The organism is Hwanghaeella sp. 1Z406 (assembly GCF_048892425.1).
Taxonomy (GTDB): Bacteria; Pseudomonadota; Alphaproteobacteria; order UBA8366; family Aestuariispiraceae; genus Pacificispira.
In genome coordinates, this window is sequence record NZ_JBLZHU010000002.1 from 293,468 (window position 1) to 312,363 (window position 18,896).

The 18,896-nt window shown below is 56.5% G+C and carries 17 protein-coding genes; 11 read left to right on the plus strand and 6 right to left on the minus strand.

Annotated elements, in window-relative coordinates; translation table 11 throughout:
• Positions 1-2 precede the first annotated feature (2 nt).
• The gene (locus ACOSDR_RS05765; protein ID WP_420730645.1) at positions 3-413 is read left to right on the plus strand and encodes an HIT family protein; all 411 of its coding nucleotides are present in this window, start codon (positions 3-5) and stop codon (positions 411-413) included.
• A gap of 131 nt (positions 414-544) precedes the next feature.
• On the opposite strand, the gene ACOSDR_RS05770 is transcribed toward ACOSDR_RS05765, so the two are convergent.
• Positions 545-811, minus strand: coding sequence for a hypothetical protein (locus tag ACOSDR_RS05770; RefSeq protein WP_420725247.1), 267 nt, complete (start codon positions 809-811; stop codon positions 545-547).
• A 233-nt stretch (positions 812-1,044) separates the two neighbouring features.
• On the opposite strand from ACOSDR_RS05770, the gene ACOSDR_RS05775 reads away from it, so the two are divergent.
• From ACOSDR_RS05775 to ACOSDR_RS05810, 8 genes are all read left to right on the plus strand, one after another.
• Positions 1,045-3,492 carry a ligase-associated DNA damage response DEXH box helicase gene (locus ACOSDR_RS05775; protein WP_420730646.1) on the plus strand — a complete coding sequence of 816 codons (2,448 nt, stop codon included), beginning with the start codon at positions 1,045-1,047 and terminating at the stop codon, positions 3,490-3,492.
• On the plus strand, positions 3,493-4,203 hold the full coding sequence (gene pdeM / locus ACOSDR_RS05780) for a ligase-associated DNA damage response endonuclease PdeM (protein WP_420725245.1): 711 nt from the start codon (positions 3,493-3,495) through the stop codon (positions 4,201-4,203). It abuts the gene before it with no gap.
• 261 nt (positions 4,204-4,464) lie between these two features.
• Positions 4,465-5,916 carry a cryptochrome/photolyase family protein gene (locus tag ACOSDR_RS05785; protein WP_420725244.1) on the plus strand — a complete coding sequence of 484 codons (1,452 nt, stop codon included), beginning with the start codon at positions 4,465-4,467 and terminating at the stop codon, positions 5,914-5,916.
• 3 nt (positions 5,917-5,919) lie between these two features.
• Positions 5,920-7,284: an NAD(P)/FAD-dependent oxidoreductase gene (locus ACOSDR_RS05790; protein WP_420730647.1), complete on the plus strand. Its 1,365-nt coding sequence runs from the start codon at positions 5,920-5,922 to the stop codon at positions 7,282-7,284.
• Positions 7,281-8,069 (plus strand): DUF1365 domain-containing protein, encoded by a 789-nt coding sequence (locus tag ACOSDR_RS05795; protein WP_420730648.1) that lies wholly within the window; start codon positions 7,281-7,283, stop codon positions 8,067-8,069. Before ACOSDR_RS05790 ends, ACOSDR_RS05795 begins: the two co-directional genes overlap by 4 nt.
• A 40-nt stretch (positions 8,070-8,109) precedes the next feature.
• Positions 8,110-9,363 (plus strand): class I SAM-dependent methyltransferase, encoded by a 1,254-nt coding sequence (locus ACOSDR_RS05800; RefSeq protein WP_420725241.1) that lies wholly within the window; start codon positions 8,110-8,112, stop codon positions 9,361-9,363.
• Positions 9,364-9,397: 34 nt separating this feature from the next.
• Complete coding sequence (locus ACOSDR_RS05805) at positions 9,398-10,717, plus strand: MFS transporter (RefSeq protein WP_420730649.1); 1,320 nt, start codon at positions 9,398-9,400, stop codon at positions 10,715-10,717.
• A gap of 1 nt (position 10,718) precedes the next feature.
• A complete protein-coding gene (locus ACOSDR_RS05810; RefSeq protein WP_420730650.1) occupies positions 10,719-11,294 on the plus strand; it encodes a DUF3833 domain-containing protein in 576 nt (191 codons plus the stop codon).
• Positions 11,295-11,297: 3 nt separating this feature from the next.
• Here the strand turns inward: ACOSDR_RS05810 and ACOSDR_RS05815 are convergent, their stop codons facing one another.
• From ACOSDR_RS05815 to ACOSDR_RS05825, 3 genes are all read right to left on the minus strand, one after another.
• The gene (locus ACOSDR_RS05815) at positions 11,298-11,738 is read right to left on the minus strand and encodes a nuclear transport factor 2 family protein (RefSeq protein ID WP_420725238.1); all 441 of its coding nucleotides are present in this window, start codon (positions 11,736-11,738) and stop codon (positions 11,298-11,300) included.
• Entirely contained in the window at positions 11,735-12,493 is a 759-nt protein-coding gene (locus ACOSDR_RS05820; protein ID WP_420730651.1) for an SDR family NAD(P)-dependent oxidoreductase, read from the minus strand. The genes ACOSDR_RS05815 and ACOSDR_RS05820 overlap by 4 nt, the downstream gene beginning before the upstream one ends.
• Positions 12,494-12,569: 76 nt before the next feature.
• The gene (locus ACOSDR_RS05825) at positions 12,570-13,247 is read right to left on the minus strand and encodes a DUF6134 family protein (RefSeq protein WP_420730652.1); all 678 of its coding nucleotides are present in this window, start codon (positions 13,245-13,247) and stop codon (positions 12,570-12,572) included.
• Positions 13,248-13,474: 227 nt separating this feature from the next.
• Here ACOSDR_RS05825 and ACOSDR_RS05830 point away from each other — a divergent pair, with 227 nt between their 5' ends.
• Positions 13,475-15,430, plus strand: coding sequence for a PhoX family protein (locus tag ACOSDR_RS05830; RefSeq protein WP_420730653.1), 1,956 nt, complete (start codon positions 13,475-13,477; stop codon positions 15,428-15,430).
• An 8-nt stretch (positions 15,431-15,438) separates the two neighbouring features.
• Here the strand turns inward: ACOSDR_RS05830 and ACOSDR_RS05835 are convergent, their stop codons facing one another.
• On the minus strand, positions 15,439-16,350 hold the full coding sequence (locus tag ACOSDR_RS05835; RefSeq protein WP_420725234.1) for a LysR family transcriptional regulator: 912 nt from the start codon (positions 16,348-16,350) through the stop codon (positions 15,439-15,441).
• Positions 16,351-16,457: 107 nt separating this feature from the next.
• On the opposite strand from ACOSDR_RS05835, the gene ACOSDR_RS05840 reads away from it, so the two are divergent.
• Positions 16,458-17,054 carry a pyridoxamine 5'-phosphate oxidase family protein gene (locus tag ACOSDR_RS05840; RefSeq protein ID WP_420730654.1) on the plus strand — a complete coding sequence of 199 codons (597 nt, stop codon included), beginning with the start codon at positions 16,458-16,460 and terminating at the stop codon, positions 17,052-17,054.
• A 2-nt stretch (positions 17,055-17,056) separates the two neighbouring features.
• Here ACOSDR_RS05840 and ACOSDR_RS05845 read toward each other — a convergent pair whose 3' ends face one another.
• Positions 17,057-18,847, minus strand: coding sequence for an HD domain-containing phosphohydrolase (locus ACOSDR_RS05845; RefSeq protein ID WP_420730655.1), 1,791 nt, complete (start codon positions 18,845-18,847; stop codon positions 17,057-17,059).
• Positions 18,848-18,896: the final 49 nt, after the last annotated feature.

Sequence of the window (18,896 nt, forward strand, 5' to 3'; positions counted from 1 at the left end):
GCATGACGGATCGGTTTGAACTGCACCCGCAATTGGCGAAAGACACCCATCCGGTTGGTCAGACCGACTTATGCGAGGTCCTGTTGTCCAGGGATGCACGGTATCCCTGGCTGATCCTGGTGCCGCGTCAGGCCGGCTTGCGCGAGATGCATGATATGTCCAATGCAGACCAGATGCGGCTGATGACGGATATCACCCATATCAGCAAGGCCATGCAAAAGGTATGGCAGGCCGACAAGGTGAATGTCGCGGCCTTGGGCAATATGGTGCCACAGTTGCACATCCACATCATCATGCGCTATCGCGATGATGCGGCATGGCCCGGTCCGATCTGGGGTGTAGGCGCGGCACAGCACTATTCAGACGCCGCCCTGACGGACGCGCTGACCCGGGCAGCAAGCTGCCTCCCCTAAACGTTCGCGATACCCCAATCGGTGCTCAGGTGGCTTAGAGCATCATGCGCTCGCATGAGCTCACACATGATGTTCTACCCCATTTCAGCAAATACGTCGTCGCAAACGATTCCGTTTGCTCAGGATTTGCTCTAATGCGCCTGTTCACCCATTGTGAATTCACCGTTTCTGATTCGATAGGGCAGGGTTTCGATAATGTCAGCGACATCGTCCTCCCCATGATCCTCTACCAGGTCCGTCAGTGCCAGATACAGACAGACCTCAGACAGCAATTCGCTCGGAATCCCCTCGACGCAGGCTTGGTCCCATACGTCCAAAAACAGGGTCATCACTTTGCGTTTTTGCTCTTCGGCAAAATCCACCCGGGTCCCCCCGGTTAATTCCATCGTATTTATCATCGTCCCTCCACTCGAACCGGTTCGCCAGAAGGCCCGAGCTGTTAACCAAGTCGTACAGCGATTCTTTTGCGCTTGTCACCATTCCATTTTTTGTTTTTTGCAAAGGAGCTTAACAGGTGTTGCTAATGCGTCATTACAAGCCGTTAAACTACTAGATGATGTGGTTGAAGAAATACTTTAACGCTAATACGGCGCTCGCGAATTGGCGCTGAAAGGCTATACTCAGTCCTGTTATGACCGAAATCGACCCAGTCTTGCCAAAAAAATTCAGTGATTGGTTCCAGCAAAAGGGCTGGCGACCCCACCCCCATCAGTTGGATATGGTGGCGGCGGATGGACGGGGCGCGCATACTTTACTGGTTGCTCCGACGGGGGGTGGGAAGACCCTGGCTGGATTTCTGCCCAGCCTGATTGATCTGGCCAGCAATCCGACAGAGGGCCTGCACACGCTCTATATTTCCCCACTGAAAGCCCTGGCGGTGGATATCCAGCGTAACCTGATGACGCCGGTTGAAGAAATGGGGCTGGATATCCGAATTGAGACCCGAACCGGCGACACGCCCGCCAACCGGCGCCAGCGCCAGAAGGAAAATCCGCCCCAGATATTACTGACCACACCGGAATCTTTGGGCCTGCTGATCTCTCAACCGGAAAGCTTCACCCTGTTTAAATCACTGCACCGCGTCATCCTGGACGAGGTTCATGCGATTGCGGGAACCAAGCGGGGGGATCAGTTGGCGCTGTGTCTGGCGCGCTTGTCTAAAATTGCCCCGGACCTGCGGCGCGTTGGTCTGTCGGCAACGGTCGCCTGGCCCGATGATCTGCGCCGCTACATCTCCCCCTGCGCGGATGCGGATGAGGTGGTGACAGTGACCGGCATGGGGGCGAAACGGGCGGATGTGCGCCTGTTGGAAACCGCCGTGCGGCTGCCCTGGTCGGGTCATTATGGCCTGCATGCCATCCCGGAGATTTATCAGGAGATTAAGAAAACCGGCACGGCGATCATTTTTGTTAATACCCGTGCCCAGGCCGAACTGGTCTTTCAGGAATTGTGGCGCGCCAACGAGGATGCGCTGCCCATCGCCTTGCATCATGGCTCTCTGGCGCGCGATCAGCGGCGCAAGGTAGAGGCCGCGATGGCCGATGGCAGCCTGCGCGCGGTGGTTGCGACGTCATCGTTGGATTTGGGGATCGACTGGGCGGCGGTGGATCTGGTGGTTCAGGTCGGGCCGCCAAAAGGGGTATCGCGCATGATTCAGCGCATCGGGCGTGCCGGACATCGGCTGGACGTGCCCAGTCGCGCCCTGTTGGTGCCGTGTAATCGGTTTGAGGTGCTGGAATGCCGCTGTGTCATTGAGGGCGTGGCGGAAGGCACGCTGGATGGTGACCCGCCCCGGGACGGCGGCCTGGACGTTCTATGCCAGCATATCATGAGCCTGGCCTGCGCCGCCCCATTTCGCGCCGATGATATTTTCGCGGAAATCAGGCAGGCGGCCCCCTATCGCACCCTGACCCGCGATGCTTTCGATGCGGCCTTGCGGTTTGTCGAAGATGGCGGCTATGCCTTGAAAAGCTATGATCGCTGGAAGCGGCTGTTCTTAACGGCAGCCGGTACCTATGAAGTTGCCAATCCAAGGCTTGCCCATCGCCATCGCATGAATATCGGCACAATTGTTGAGGCGGTCACCCTGAAGGTGCGCCTGCGGGGTGGCGGGGTTCTGGGGGAGATCGAGGAATATTTCGCAACCGGGCTTGAGCCTGGCGATACCTTTGTCTTTGCCGGGCGCATGTTGCGGTTTGAAGGGATCAAACAGACCGCGGTGGAGGTCAGTGTCGCGCGCGGCAAAGACCCTAAAGTTCCGGCCTATATGGGGGGGCGGCTGCCCTTCACGACGCTGCTGTCGGACCGGGTGCGCGCCACGCTGGCCGATCCCACATCCTGGGTCGAATTGCCTGATCAGGTGCGCGAATGGCTGAACCTGCAGCAATGGCGGTCCCTGCTGCCGGGGCGTGATGGATTGCTGGTGGAAACCTTCCCCCGTGCGGGCAAGGAATATCTGGTCGCCTATAGCTTTGCGGGGCGCAATGCACATCAGACTTTGGGCATGCTGTTGACCAAACGCATGGAGCGGCTGGGCCTGGCACCCTTGGGCTTTGTCGCCAGCGATTATGTCATCGCCGTCTGGGGACTGCATGCGGCGAAGGATATGCAGGCGCTGTTTGATGAGGACATGCTGGGTGATGATCTGGAAGCCTGGATGGAGGAAAGTTCCCTGATGAAGCGGACCTTCCGCAACGTCGCGGTGATCGCCGGCCTGATCGAACGCCGCCAGCCGGGGCAGGAAAAGACGGGACGTCAGGTCACCTTCAATTCCGACCTGATCTATGATGTTCTGCGGCGGCATGAGCCGGATCATGTGCTGTTGCAGGCCACCCGCGCCGATGCCAAGGGCGGGATGATTGATGTGGGGCGGTTGGCGGAATTTCTGGCGCGTGTCAAAAGTGGCGGGATACGCCATCGTCGTCTGGATCGGGTTTCCCCTTTGGCGGTGCCGATCCTGTTAGAGATCGGTAAGGAAGCCGTTTATGGCGATGCGGAGGATCAACTGTTTGATGAATTGGCCGAAGAATTGATAGAAGAGGCCATGCGGATGGACCCGCAAGGCGGACTTCCGCTATAAATGGTCATGATGAATTCGGCGATACGAAAAGATCACAGCGCCTTTGTGCTGAACGGGGCACAATTACAGGCCTTAGCGGATGGCAGCCTGTATTGGCCGGATCGCAACACCCTTGTCGTTGCTGATCTGCACCTGGAAAAAGGGTCCGCCTTTGCCAGCCGGGGTCAGATGCTGCCCCCCTATGACAGCCGCACCACATTGGCGGTGCTGGCGACATCGCTGGCCCGTTTGCGACCGGACCGGGTTATTTGCCTGGGGGACAGTTTTCATGACGCGCAGGCGTCAGATCGATTGTCGCCCCAGGATCGCGCCGTTTTGGGCAAGCTGGTTTCCAACGTGGATTGGATCTGGATCGCAGGCAATCACGACCCCGCCCCGCCTGCAGATCTGGGCGGCCGCGTTCGGGCCGATTGGCTGGAGGGCCCTTTGGTTTTCCGGCATGAAGCGGAACATGGTTCAAGACCCGGTGAGGTTTCCGGCCATTTTCACCCAAAAGCCAGTGTCCAGACCCGCGCAAGGCGGCTGTCGGCGCGCTGTTTCATAGAAGATGGGGCGCGCCTGATCCTGCCGGCTTATGGCAGCTATACTGGGGGTTTGAGTGTGTGGGATCCCGCAATCAGCGGCTTGTTTAAAAAAGGGTTTTCAGTGCATCTGGCAACCGGTCGAGCCGTCATTCGCGTGCCAAAGGCACGGTTGTTGCGCGCAACATGATCCCCCAAAACGCACTGGACCAGCGAAAGTATCGCCAGTCCAGTGGTGCCCCTGACGAATGTGGGGGGAAGGACCCGCCAGGAACACGGCAAGCGATGCTCACCACGTATAAGGAATTACGAATACGGAACGGGGCTGGATCAATCGTGTTTGTGAAACTTTTCTTGTATTCCCCTAATCCGAAACGGGTTTCCAAGGCGTATCACCTTTAAGAAATGATTTGCTCCGCCTGTTGGTGGAGGCACAGGGTCGGAAGGGTTTATGTCAAAAGTCAGTCTTCACTGGTTTCGCAAGGATTTACGCCTGTCGGACAATCCCGCGTTGCGCGCGGCTCTCGCGCATGGGGATGAAACCGCTTGCGTGTTCATCCTGGACCCCGACTGCGAGGGCGCATTGCCCGTGGGCGCGGCTGGCGCGTGGTGGCTGCATCACAGCCTGACCGCCTTGGCACAGGATATCGCAGCGCTTGGCGGCCAATTGATCCTAAGGCGTGGCCCGGCCCGACGCTGTCTGGAGGATGTGTGCCAGGAAACCGGGGCGACCGCTGTCTATTGGAACCGGTGTTACGAACCAGAAGCCATTACCCGGGATTCTGAGATCAAGCAGCATTTGAAAGAACAGGGGCTTCTGGTTGAAAGCTTCAATGGGTCCCTGTTGCATGAGCCCTGGGAGGTTAAAACCAAACTGGGCGGGGCTTATGGGGTGTTTTCCCCGTTCTGGAAGGCCGAATTGGACCTTGGCGATTTGCCAAACCCTATGGCGAAACCAAACATAATTACGCCCCCGTCACAGCAGATTCCCAGTGATACTTTGGCGGAATGGGCTTTGCTGCCCACCAAGCCCGACTGGACAGGTGGGTTGCGTCAAAGCTGGACACCAGGAGAGGCCGGGGCGCGGCAAAGATTGGGCGATTTTCTGGATTCGATTGCCCAACGATATGACGACACGCGCAATCGACCGGATATCGCCGGGACATCCCGGTTAAGCCCCCATTTGGCCTTTGGAGAGATCAGCCCGCGCGAGATATGGCATGTCGCGCTGGACAGGAGTCGCACTGAAAGTGGGGCGGTGCTGGATAAGGGCATATGGTCCTTCCTGAGAGAGCTTGGCTGGCGGGATTTCAATCATAACCTGCTGTTTCACAATCCGACCTTGCCACAAGAGAACTATAATTCCCGCTTTGATGCCTTCCCGTGGCAGGAAGACCCGACCGCTTTGAAAGCCTGGAGAACGGGTGGAACCGGATACCCGCTGGTCGATGCCGGGATGCGGGAATTGTGGCAGACAGGATTTATGCACAATCGCGTGCGCATGGTCGTCGCATCCTTTCTGATCAAACATTTGATGATTGATTGGCGCGTGGGCGAAGCCTGGTTCCGGGACACGCTGGTCGATGCGGATCTGGCCAATAATGTCGCCAACTGGCAATGGACAGCAGGCTGTGGGGCGGATGCGGCGCCGTATTTCCGAATCTTCAATCCGATTGGCCAGGGGGAGAAATTCGATCCAGACGGCCATTACATCCGCCACTGGGTGCCGGAACTTAAGAACATGCCGACCAAATATCTGAACAAACCCTGGGAAGCCCCCCAAGAGGTCCTGCGGGAGGCTGGGGTTGACCTTGGAAAAACCTACCCGAAACCTGTCGTGCGCCATGTTGAGGCCCGCAATCGGGCACTAGAGGCGTATAATGACATCAAGGGGGCGGCATAATTTATGAAAATCGCTGTTATCGGAAGCGGCATTGCAGGTCTGGGCAGCGCCTGGCTGTTGAACGGCGCATATGATGTCACGGTCTATGAAAAGGGTGGCACGGTTGGCGGGCATTCCAACACAGTCGATGCCCCAACGGGTCTGGATGGGGAAACGACCCCCGTCGATACGGGGTTTATCGTCTATAATGAACGTACCTATCCCAATCTGATTGGATTGTTCGACACGTTGGGTGTGACCCGGATCAAGACGGATATGTCCTTTGGCGTATCGGTGGATCAGGGGCGGCTGGAATATGGCGGCAGCGATCTGAAAAGCCTGTTCGCGCAGAAGCGAAACCTGATTTCCCCACGGTTCATCCGAATGGTCCGTGACATTCTGCGGTTTTATAAGGTGGCCCCTGGCTTATTGTCATCCGGGGCGGCAGACGGGATGACATTGGCGGATCTGTTGGCGCGGGATGGATATTCCAGGGCTTTCATCGACGATCACCTGTTGCCCATGGCCGCGGCAATCTGGTCCTGCCCGGTCAGCAAAATGGGTCAGTTTCCGGCGGCCAGTTTCATTCGGTTCTTTGACAATCACGGGCTGTTGCAGGTTGAAAACCGGCCGCAATGGTGGACGGTTCAGGGCGGCAGCCGGAATTATGTTAATCGCATTCGGGCGGATCTGGGTCGGGATGTTCTGGTCAAACAGGGCGTAAAGGCCGTGACGCGGGGCGATGATCAGGTCACCCTGCATCTGGAAGATGGCGGTCAGGCGGACTATGACCGCGTGGTCTTTGCCTGTCATGGCGACCAGGCCCATCACCTGTTGGCGGATAAAACCGATAAGGAATCTGATATCCTGTCGCGGTTCACCTATCAGACGAATCGGGCTGTGCTGCATAAAGATGTCGCACAGATGCCCCGCCGTCGGAAGGTCTGGTCCAGTTGGAATTATCTGACACAACGGGGAACCGATCTGGACACCCGCCAGGTGTCGGTCACCTATTGGATGAACCAGCTGCAAAGCCTAGACCCCGATTTTCCGCTGTTTGTGACGTTAAACCCAATTCACGACATTGATCCTGGAATGATTCACCAGGAATTCGACTATGATCATCCGGTATTCGATCACGGGGCCCTGGAGGCGCAGGCCCGCCTGCCAGAGATTCAGGGGCATGGTGGTGTGTGGTTCTGTGGCAGCTATTGCGGCTATGGCTTTCACGAGGATGGTTTGGGCTCTGCCGTTGCCGTCGCCCGTGCCTTTGGGGTTGCCGCCCCCTGGGGTCATTACCCGGTGCATGCCATGCAGGCCGTCGGGCCAATCTCTGATGCTGCTGTTGGCGTTCCAAAGGGCCGGGCTGAGAAAGAGGTGGCAGCATGACCGATCCGGCGCTCCAGTCTGATGGAACCCTGTATCGGGGCCAGGTCATGCATAAACGCATGAAGCCTTTTATTCATGAACTGACCTATTCTGTCTTTTCAATTCTGGTCGATGTGGACGCCCTGCCACAGATGGATCAGCGCATGCGGTTGTTTGGTCATAATCGTTGGGCGCCGATCAGCCTGTGGGATCGGGACTACGGGATGCGGGACGGCAGCGCCATTCGGGGCTGGGTCGAAGCTGCCTTGCAAGAGCAGGGTCTGGCGCTGAAGGGTGGGGCAATCCATCTGCTGACATTTCCCAGATTATGGGGCTATGCCTTCAATCCGTTGAGCCTTTACTACTGTTATGATTCTGATCACCAGCTTCGGGCTGTCTTGTATGAGGTCTCAAATACATTCGGGGAATCTCACGGCTATCTTATTCCTGTATCGGCGGAACAGGCGGCAGGTGCGGCCATCCATCAGGAAACGGCTAAGGTTTTTCATGTCTCCCCCTTTATTGAGATGTCATGCCGATACCACTTCAGTCTGACAGCGCCTGGTGCACGCCTGTCAGTGCTGATCAATCAGTCCGATTCGACAGGCGATCCAATCCTGATGGCGAAGCATACCGCCCGGGGGGTACCGCTGACGGATAAGGCGTTGCTGGGGGCAATTTTGCGCTATCCTTTGATGACCGCGAAAGTGATCGGCGGCATCCATTGGGAGGCGCTGAGGCTTTGGCTGAAGGGGGCGAAATATTACCCGAAACCACCCGCGCCAACAAAACATGTAACGCGATGACGATACCAAAACGGGCAATATGGATGGGGACGAATTGATAATGAGCGATGGCGTTACCAAAACTGACTATTCGACTGGGGATCAGATGATTGGGCGTAAGAATCAGGATGAACCGAGGCTGTCACTGTTAAGCCGGTTACATTTCGCCATGGCAAACCGCATCCATTATGGCACGTTTGAAGTCACCGTGCCGGAAGGTGTGACGCGGAAATGTGGCGGCAAGGAACCGGGTCCCAATGGCCCGATAACGCTAAACAACAGCCGCATGGTCCCTCGCATGATCCTGGGTGGCAATGTAGGATTAGGGGAAAGCTATCTGGATGGGGACTGGGACAGTTCCAATCTGGCGGATTTCCTGACAGTCGGTGCGATGAATTATGAGGCACTGGACGAAACCCTGAATGGCAGCATGGTCTATCGTGTCGCCAACCGCCTGATCCATCACGGGTTCAACAGCAATTCCAAGCGCGGCAGCCGCAAGAATATCGCCCATCATTACGATTTGGGAAATGCGTTCTATGAGCGCTGGCTGGACCCCAGCATGACGTACTCTTCTGCACAATTTGACGATGTGGCGGGGGATCTGGAATCCGCCCAGGCCCGTAAATATGACCTGCTGGCGGATCGCCTTAATCTAACGCCCGACAGCACCGTGCTGGAAATCGGCTGTGGCTGGGGCGGCTTTGCAGAGCGCGTCGCAAAGGAGCGGGGCGCGAAAGTGACCGGCATCACGATTTCCCGCGAACAGCACGATTATGCCCAGGCCCGCATGCAGCGGGAGGGACTGAATGACAAGGTCGATATCCGCCTGATCGATTACCGGGATCTGGAGGGTCAGTTTGACCACATCGCCTCAATAGAGATGTTCGAGGCGGTGGGAGAGAAATACTGGCCGGTGTTCTTTGATGGAGTGCGCGATCGCCTGAAAGAGGGTGGGCGCGCGGCCCTGCAGATCATCACGATTGGGGATCGGCATTTTGACAATTATCGCCGCCGTCCGGATTTTATCCAGCGGTACATTTTTCCAGGCGGCATGTTGCCATCGCCCAGTGCTTTGAAAATGGGCGCGGAAGCGGTGGGACTTAGCCAGATTTCTTCGGAAGGTTTTGGTCTTTCCTATGCCAGAACCCTGTCTGAATGGAATGATCGCTTTCAGAAAGCCTGGGGTGAAATTGCCGAAATCGGTTTCGACAATCGCTTCAAGCGGATGTGGGAATATTATCTGGCCTATTGCGAGGCGGGATTCCGATCCGGCACGGTTGATGTGAAACGCGTCACCCTGGCAAAGGTTTAACGCCATTAAACCCGCCCCTAACGCACCGCAAACCATGGTTCCATTGATGGTGCTGATCGCCTATGGCTTGCTGGGCCTGCCCTTGGCGGCAGCGACATTGCCGCTGTATGTGCATATCCCGAATTATTACGCCGTTGATCTCGGTCTGGGCCTCGCTGCAGTGGGTGGTGCAATGTTCCTGATGCGAATCTGGGATGTGGTGACGGATCCGTTGATTGGCATTCTGTCGGACCGCATTGGGGGGCGATATGGTCGTCGACGTTTGTGGGTCGGCATGGGTATTCCCGTCGCCATGCTGGGAGGATGGATGATCTTTCGCCCACCGCTGGGCGCGGATATCACGTATCTGGTCGTGGCCGGACTTGTTCTGCATCTGGGTTGGACCATGGTCATGTTGCCTTATCAGGCCTGGGGGGCGGAACTCAGCCGTGATTATAACACCCGCAACCGCATCGCGGCGGCCCGAGAGATGTTCGTGATTGCAGGAACATTGGTTGCGGGGGGATTGGTTGCTATGGCGGCGTCTCCAGCGGATCGGGGGCATGCCTTGGGCATTGTGGGATTGTTTCTGGCAATCGGATTGCCGCTGTCAGCGATACCGCTGTTTTGGAAAGTTCCTGATCCTCAGATTGCTGCGGTTACAGCGAAAGTCTCTTGGCGACAGGGCTTATCGGTGATGGTTGGAAACCGCCCCTTTCGCAGGCTTCTGCTGGCCTGGGTCCTGAATGGGATCGCCAATGGATTGCCCGCGACACTGTTTTTACTATTCGTAGAGAATATTGTTGGCGCGCCTCAGCAATCCGGTTTGTTTCTTTTGACGTATTTCTTAGTAGCCGTTGTTGGCATGCCGGTATGGCTGTGGATAGCGCGAAAATTTGGCAAGCATCGGACCTGGTGTATTGCCATGATCTGGGCCTGTGGCTGGTTTGCCTTGGCGCCTTTGATTGGGGTGGGTGACGGCGGTTTGTATCTGGCGCTGTGCATCGGCACTGGTTTCGCCCTGGGTGCGGATTTGGCGCTGCCCCCGTCAATGCAGGCGGATGTGGTGGATGTTGATACTGCTGCCCTGACCAAGGCCGGGGGCGGGGCCGCGCGTACAGGGGTCTATTTCGCCCTGTGGGGCATGGCGACGAAATTGTCGCTGGCCCTGGCAGTGGGCATCGCATTCCCCCTGCTGGACTGGGCAGGGTTTCAGGCCAACAGCCTGGAAACCAGTGGGGAGACGGCGTTGGTTCTGCTGTACGGATTTGTGCCGATTGTGTTCAAGGCGGGGGCCATAGCGGTCATGTGGCACTTCCCACTGAGCCTGAATGATCAGGAGGCGCTGAAGGCGCGGATAGAGGGTGTTGGGTGATATGAAACAGATTTTGACGGGCGCGCTGATCCTGGCGCTGACACTGTTAATGGGATGCAGCACTATGAAAATAACTGATTTTGAGGACAAGACACCGAAATTTATCCTGGAAGAGTATTTCGAGGGCAAGACCGAAGCGTCTGGAATTTTCTATGACCGCTTCGGGGACATCCGCAGGCAATTTGTTGTGTCGATCACGGGTAAGGTAGAGGGTGACAAACTGTATCTGCAGGAAGACTTTGTTTATGACGATGGTGAAACCGAACAGCGCATTTGGACCCTGACCCGCACCGGGCCGACGACCTATGAAGGCACCGCAGCGGGTGTTGTCGGGATTGCAAAGGGTCAGATCGCCGGGAATGCATTCCAGTGGACCTATACCTATGATCTGAAAATGAAGGAGCGCACGCTGCGTGTCACATTCGATGACTGGATGTTCTTACAGCCCAACGGGGTGGTCATGAATCGCGCCACGGTCTCCAAATGGGGGATAGAGCTTGGCACCGTTGTCATATCGTTCAGCCGGATGGACGAAAAGACATCCAAATCCCTGGCAATGGACCACGCCGCCGAATAGATTTCAGACCCGGATCATCGCCTGTATGCGCCGGATGATCCACCCAATCACGGGCAGTTTCGCATAAAGCTGTGCGCCGCTGTCCCAATGGTCATGATGGGCCTTAACGCGGCCGTCTTCGGCAATGTGAATCTCGCTCATTCCTTCAAATTGCCAGGTGTCCTTTCTGCCTTTCGGAATGCAGGAAAAGGACCAGCGGATGTAACCCGCCCGGTCAGAGGCGGTGATGTCATGCACGGCGAAGCTGGGCGCATGGGACCGCTCAAGCATATCTTCCAGAATGGCCGCCAAAGCGGGTTTTCCACGCACATCGTTGAACGGATCGGTGAAGTGGATATCCTCTGTCGCCAGGGCCAACAGGGCCGGCAGCCCACCTGGCATGGGGGCGGCGAAGGCCGTCGCCCAGCGTTCGGTAATTGTATGCAGGTGTTGTGATTGCGTCATTGGCCCGTCGCTTTTCGGATCAGCGCAAAGTACCATTTTGCGGGCAAAAGCTGCAAGAATTTCAATTGCCAGACAAAACGGCGCGGGAAGGATATCTCGAACCGGTCGCTCATCAATCCCGCCCAGATCCGACTGGCGGCATCCTCTGGCTCCATCAGATACGGCATCGGAAAATCATTCTTGTCGGTCAGCGGCGTGCGCACGAAACCGGGACAGATTACCTGGACCTTCACGCCCTTGGGATCGATCTCACAGGCCAGGGACTCGGCCATAGCAATGGTTCCAGCCTTACTGGCGCAATACGCCCCGGCGCGGGGTAATCCGCGGAATCCGGCAACGCTGGCCGTCAGGGCAATCTGCCCAGCACCCCGGGGCAGAAACCGCTTCAGCAACGGGTCCAATCCATTCGCCATGCCGGTCATGTTCAAGGCATAGATTTTCGCGACTTCCTGGGCGTCAAAGGCACTGGCGGGCATATCCGCATGGGTTCCCGCATTCAGAACGGCGATCGTAATGGGCCCGTGATCGTGTTCAATTGCCTCAACAACTGCTGTCGTCGCCTGCGGGTCAAGGACATCCAATGGATAGGCGTGAATTTTGCCCGGATGCTCATTCACCACTGCCGCCAGCTTATCTTCAGATCTGGCGCTGATTGCGACTTTCCATCCCTGATTGGCGGCATGGCGCGCCAGATGGGCACCGATCCCCATGCTGGCCCCGGTGATCCAGATCAGTCCCGGCTCCCTGTTGCTCATGCTGTTCCTTTCGGGCGCGCCACTGCGTACGCGTACATTGTATGCGCCACTATGGTAACGAGTCAGGCTTCAAGGTTCAAACGAGCTGATAATCAAACTCATCCCCTTTGAAGGGGAAGCTCAACTTCGTCCATTGGTTCTTTCGATCATACCACAGGTTTAATTCAATATCGCCGCTGATGGCAAATCCCTGGGCTTCGACCATGCCAGCGGCGGTCCTGACAGTCTGCCATCCCTGAGGCATGACGGTGACCGCCATGACCCGACCTTTCTGGGTATCCAGCAATCGGCTGCAGTGAACGGTCTGTTCATTCCAATAGGTGGTGGGTAAAATGCCCAGACCATCAATCTCATAATCTTCATCATGATCCCGCGTCACCCGAATGACGGACTGGTCCCGAACGGCCTGCACGGCATAGGGCGTACCGTCATCATCCGTCTTGGACGCAAAGGATTTAAAAGAGCCGTCTTCCCAGATTTCGGTGTTCTGATGGCGATACCGGTACAGGACCAGCGGCCCAATCCCGACTTCCAAAAGAATGTCGATTCGGGCTGTCGTGCGGTTGCCATCCTGTTGCAGATCAATCGTGTGATGACCGATCGCGGATCCATTGCGGAAGACATCGAAATCAAGCTCTCCATCTCGCGGGCTGAACTCGGCCTCAGACAGGCTGGCCCGGGAAATACCGGAAAACGGAGCCATCAACGCGATGCTGGCTGCACCCATAATCACATGGCGGCGGGTGTGATGCATTCTAAGAGCCTTTTTATATGTTTTTTACCCTACCATCGGTACGGTTGATGGGCACTTTTGGATCAGATCAACAGTAAGTATTGGCACCAGTCACGGATGTTTCACGGTCGAGTCACGGTGTGGAAATCCTGTTCCAATATCTTAGACACAGTGCCCAGTCATCGTTTCACGCGATCCGCCATGGGCTGCATCTTACCCAATCTTAATTGATAAGGAATTGATCTGCTATGACGCTTACCCGTGAACAGGCGATGGAATTCGCTGAAGACAAGCCCAGCAACCCGTCAGACAACGAAACCTTTGGCAGCATCAGTCAGCGGCGCTATTCCCGACGGGGTGTCCTGAAAGGGGCCCTGATGACCGGCACTGCGCTTGCAATTGCAGGCCTGTCCCGGCCAGGCCAGGCGTCGATGGATGCACGCTTTGCCTTTGATGAAATCAGCCATGGCGTCGATGAGACGCACCATGTCGCCCCCGGCTATGATGCCGACATCCTGCTGCGCTGGGGCGATGCCCTGTTCCCGGATTCCCCGGCTTTCGACCCTGCCAATCAGACAGAAGCGTCTCAGTTGCGCCAATTTGGTTATAATAATGATTTCATTGGCATGATCCCGATCAGCGATGATCGCGCGGTTCTGTGCGTCAATCATGAATACACCAATGAAGAACTGATGTTCCCCGGTCTTGGCGATCAGGAAAAGAAAGATTTCGCCGATATGACTGAGGCTCTGGTGAAGGTGGAAATGGCCGCCCATGGTGGCACGGTCGTTGAAGTGACGCGCGATGCCAATGGCAAATGGAAGGCGGACACGAACGGTAAAATGAACCGTCGCATCACTGCCAGCACCCCAATGCGCCTGTCTGGACCGGCTGCCGGTCATGCAAGGGTCCAGACCAAGGCCGATCCCAATGGCACGACCGTTCTGGGCACGATCAACAATTGCGCCGGCGGCATTACGCCCTGGGGTACCTATCTGATGGCGGAAGAGAATTTCAACGGATATTTCTGGGGCAAGGACGCCCTGGACGCCCATCCGGAAGCAGCCGCCCTGAAACGCTATGGCGCACCGGGTCAGTGGTATGCCTGGGGTAAATTCGACACCCGCTTTGACATCACGAAAGAACCTAATGAAGTAAACCGCTTTGGCTGGGTGGTTGAAGTGGATGTCATGGACCCGACCTCAACGCCGGTAAAGCGCACGGCTTTGGGCCGGTTTAAACACGAAGGGGCGGAAACCATCGTTAATAAGGATGGCCGTCTGGTTGTCTATATGGGCGATGATCAACGCTTCGATTACCTCTATAAGTTCGTCACCAAGGGCACGGTCAATATGCAGGACCGTGCGGCCAATAAAGACTTGCTGGACGAAGGGACCCTGTATGTTGCGAAATTTGATGATCAAGGCGGTGTGACCTGGATGCCTTTGATCCATGGCCAGGGACCGCTGACGGCGGAGAACGGCTTCAAGGATCAGGGCGATGTGCTGATCTCCACCCGTCTTGCAGCAGATGCCCTGGGCGCAACCAAAATGGACCGGCCCGAAGATGTTCAGGCCAACCCGAAAACCGGTCATGTCTATGTCATGCTGACGAACAATTCCAAGCGCAAGGCCGATCAGGTGGATGGCCCGAACCCGCGTGCGGAAAACAGCTTTGGTCAGATTGTGGAACTGACACCGCCGGATATGGACCATGCCGCGACGATGGCGAAATGGTCCTTGTTGGTCGTCTGTGGGGATCCGGCAAAGCCAGACGTGAACGCACAGTGGAATTCACAGACCACGGAAAATGGCTGGTTCGCCTCCCCGGATAACTGCACCGTGGACCCGGATGGGCGTTTGTGGATTTCGACCGATCAGGGCAGTGCATGGGCGAAATCCGGCACGGCTGATGGGATCTGGGCACTGGAAACCGAGGGCGCCTTGCGGGGTACGGGCAAAATGTTCTTCCGCGTGCCAATTGGTGCGGAAATGTGCGGCCCCTGCTTCAGTGAAGATGGCGCAACGCTCTTCGTCGCGGTTCAGCATCCGGCATCCGACGGTGTGAAGAACTATACCGGGTTTGAACGGGAATCGTCTTTCGAAGACCCGGCCACGCGCTGGCCCGACTTCAAAGACGGCATGCCCCCGCGCCCGTCTGTCGTGATGATCACAAAACAGGGCGGCGGCAAGATCGGCGTCTGAGGGTTGTCCTAAAGATTAGCACGTCGCAGGGTTGGGTTGGCGCGCAGGCGGTCTCTAAGCAAGTCTGCCGCCACCCGCAGCTTGGCGGAGGTGCGGTGCCCCTCCCCATGCAGGATATGGATGGGCAGGCTGGGGGCGGCAAAGGCTTCCAACACAGGGACAACCGCACCGGAGTCCAGGGCCAGGGCCACCTGATAGGATAACAACCGCCCAATCCCCCTGCCGGCACGGACCAGATCAAGGACGGCCTGATTGTCATTGACCGTCATTCGCGGTGTCACCCGGACGGTAAGGCGGTCTCCTTCTTTCTGAAACGGCCAGTTTGCGGCATTTTCGATATTGCCCGCCTGAAGGATGGAATGGCTTGTCAGGTCTGATGGCACTGCCGGGGTGCCATGCCGGGCCAGATAGTCCGGCGCGGCGAAGACAACCGGCCGGACCGCACCGACCCGAATTGCGCTTAGCGAGGAGTCTTCCGGTACCCCGATCCGGATGGCTATATCCAGGCCTTCTTCCGCAAGATTGACGACACGATCCAGCAGTAATGCCTGCACACGCATCTCTGGATACAGATCCAGCATTTCCGCAAGAATTGGGGTGATATAGTATCGGCCAAACAGAACCGGTGCGGTGATCCGCAACAATCCGCGGGGTCTGCCATGGCTGCCGGTCACGGAGGCTTCGGCGTCGCGCAGGTCTGACAGAACGCGGCGGGCATCGTGCAAAAACCGTTCTCCGGATTCACTCAAACGAACCTGCCGCGTTGTGCGCAGGAACAGGGTTACGCCCAACCGGGCTTCTAATTGCGCAATAATGCGTGTTACGGCGGGTGGCGACTGCCCCAGTCTTTGCGCCGCCCCATTAAAGGCACCGGTTTCCGCCACTGCGATAAAGGTCTCAAGCGCCTGGAACCGGTCCATTTATTATTCCAAAATTCTGAATTAATAAGTAAAATAATATGAATTAATTTCATTTAAAACAATGGTTATCTTGGTCGTAGCGAAAACCCAATCGGAAAGAAGCAATCATGAGCGACCATTATGCAAAACTTACCTTCACCCCTGCTGTTCAGGCTGAGCAGGTGCGCCACGGCAGCCGGTCTGCCTATGCCAATCGCGGCACAAGAGAGTCTGAGCCGGATGTCTTTGATGCAGATGCGACGGCCTTCATTCAGGCACGGGACAGCTTTTACATGGCCAGCGTGTCAGAAACCGGATGGCCCTATGTCCAGCATCGGGGTGGGCCTGTTGGTTTCTTAAAGGTGCTGTCGCCAACAACCATGGGCTTTGCAGATTTTCGCGGCAATCGACAGTATATCAGTGCCGGAAATCTGAAGCAGGATGACCGTGTCAGCCTGATCCTGGTGGACTATCCCAGTCGGGCAAGGTTGAAAATTATGGGCCATGCCCGTGTGACCGACGACCCAGAAATTCTGACGAGCCTCTCTATGCCGGATTACAAGGCCAAGGTTGAACAGGCCTTCCTGATCGATCTCGCTGCCCTGGAATGGAACTGTCCGCAACATATCACGCCGCGCTTTACCAATGCGGAAATCCAGCAAGCGGTGGCGCCATTGCATATGCGCATCGCAGAGCTGGAGGCGGAACTGGCACGGCGGGGGTAGGGTTACTCCGCCGCGCTCTGGGTCGTCAGCATGGTTGGGCTGGGCAGATAGTCTTCGATATTGACCGGGTCCACCTGGCTGGGGTCCAGGAATTCATCGGCATAGGTTTTCCAGACGCCAGAGCGCAGGAACAGGTCGAACAGATCTGCATCGATATGCTGGTCCTTGCACATGAATTTCATGATCTTCAGGGATTCGCTGACCGTCTTGGCCTTTTTATAGGGACGGTCGGCGGCCGTCAGGGCCTCAAAGATATCGGCAATCGCCATAATGCGCGCGGGGATCGACATATCCGCCTTGGTCAACCCTTTGGGATAGCCCGTACCGTCCATCTTTTCGTGGTGACCGCCCGCATATTCCGGAACCCGACGCATCTTCTTCGGGAAAGGCAGTTGTTCCAGCATCTTGATGGTCACGACGATATGGTCGTTGATTTTCTCACGCTCTTCCGCCGTCAGGGTTCCGCGCCGGATCGACAGATTGGTCAATTCGCCCAAATTATAATTGCCGGTCTTGTGCTCCGGCAGATCGCCGATCAAGGGTTCCTGGGCCGGGGCGGGCGGTGGTGGGTTTTTTGCCACCAGCATCGCTTCTGGCGGGCTCAACCCAATCCCTTTGTCGAAATAGCGGGTCCAGCGCCGTTGCCCGATCTCTTTCAGGCGCTCAATATCGGCATCGTCCATGAATTCCCCACCAACATTTGCATTGGCGACGAAAGCATATTCTTCCTGCAGCTTATCCACCGCGAATTGAAAATCCCGGTCACAGGTATCGGGGTCTTCTCCGTCCAGCTTCCGTTTCAGGCATTCGATTTCCGCATCCCGATGCATCACCTCAAAACGGGTGCGAACCTCGTGAATGCGGTTATAGATCGTCTCCAGCTTGGACGCCTTATCGACGACATATTCCGGCGTCGTGACCTTCCCGCAATCGTGCAGCCAGGCCGCGATATGCAATTCATACCATTCGTCCTCGTCCAGGTCGAAACCCGCGAAGATCCCTTCTTCGGATTCGCAGGCGGCTTTGGCCAGCAGTTTGGTGATCTCTGGAACACGCTGACAATGACCACCGGTATAGGGTGACTTGTCATCGATCGAGGCCGCGATCATCTCAATCAGGGAATTCCACAGCGCCCGCTGTTGCTGGATCAGCATTTGATTTTCCAGCGCCACTGCTGCCTGGCTGGTCAGTGCCTCGATCATCGGCTGAAGCGAGGTTTCAAAGGCGATGGTGTTGCTGGTCTGGTCCCGTGCATTGATCAATTGCAACACGCCAATCACTTCGCGCTGCGTATTGATCATGGGGACTGTCAGGAAGGATTTCGACCGATAGCCCGTTGTCTCATCGAATTTCTTGGTGCCGGAAAAATCGTATTCCTGGGCCTCATAGGCATCCACGATATTGCTGGCCACGGCCTGATGATACACAGCCGATGCAACATTGTTCATATTTTTGGATGAATCGGGCCGATACAAAGGCACGGGAGGAAATGGAATTTTCTTTCCCGTCGTACCGCCCATGGAAATGTTCAGCGTGTCATTGCGCATAATCTGAAACGACAGGCCGGTTTCGTCGTCGGTTACCAGATACAGCGTTCCGCCATCGGCGTTATAGATATTCTTGGCTTCCAAAAGAATCATTTCCATCAGGCGGTCATGATCTTTTTCAGACGACAGCGCGATCCCAAGCTCCACCAGACGATGGATCATCTTTTCGCCCGCACGGCGTCCAAACCGGTCTTCGCGCCGGTTGTCTTCTTTTAAATCGATGTCAGCGTCAGAATTATGTTCCATGGGAACGTATTTTTAACCCATACCGGCTTCAGTTGCTGTTTCACGCAGC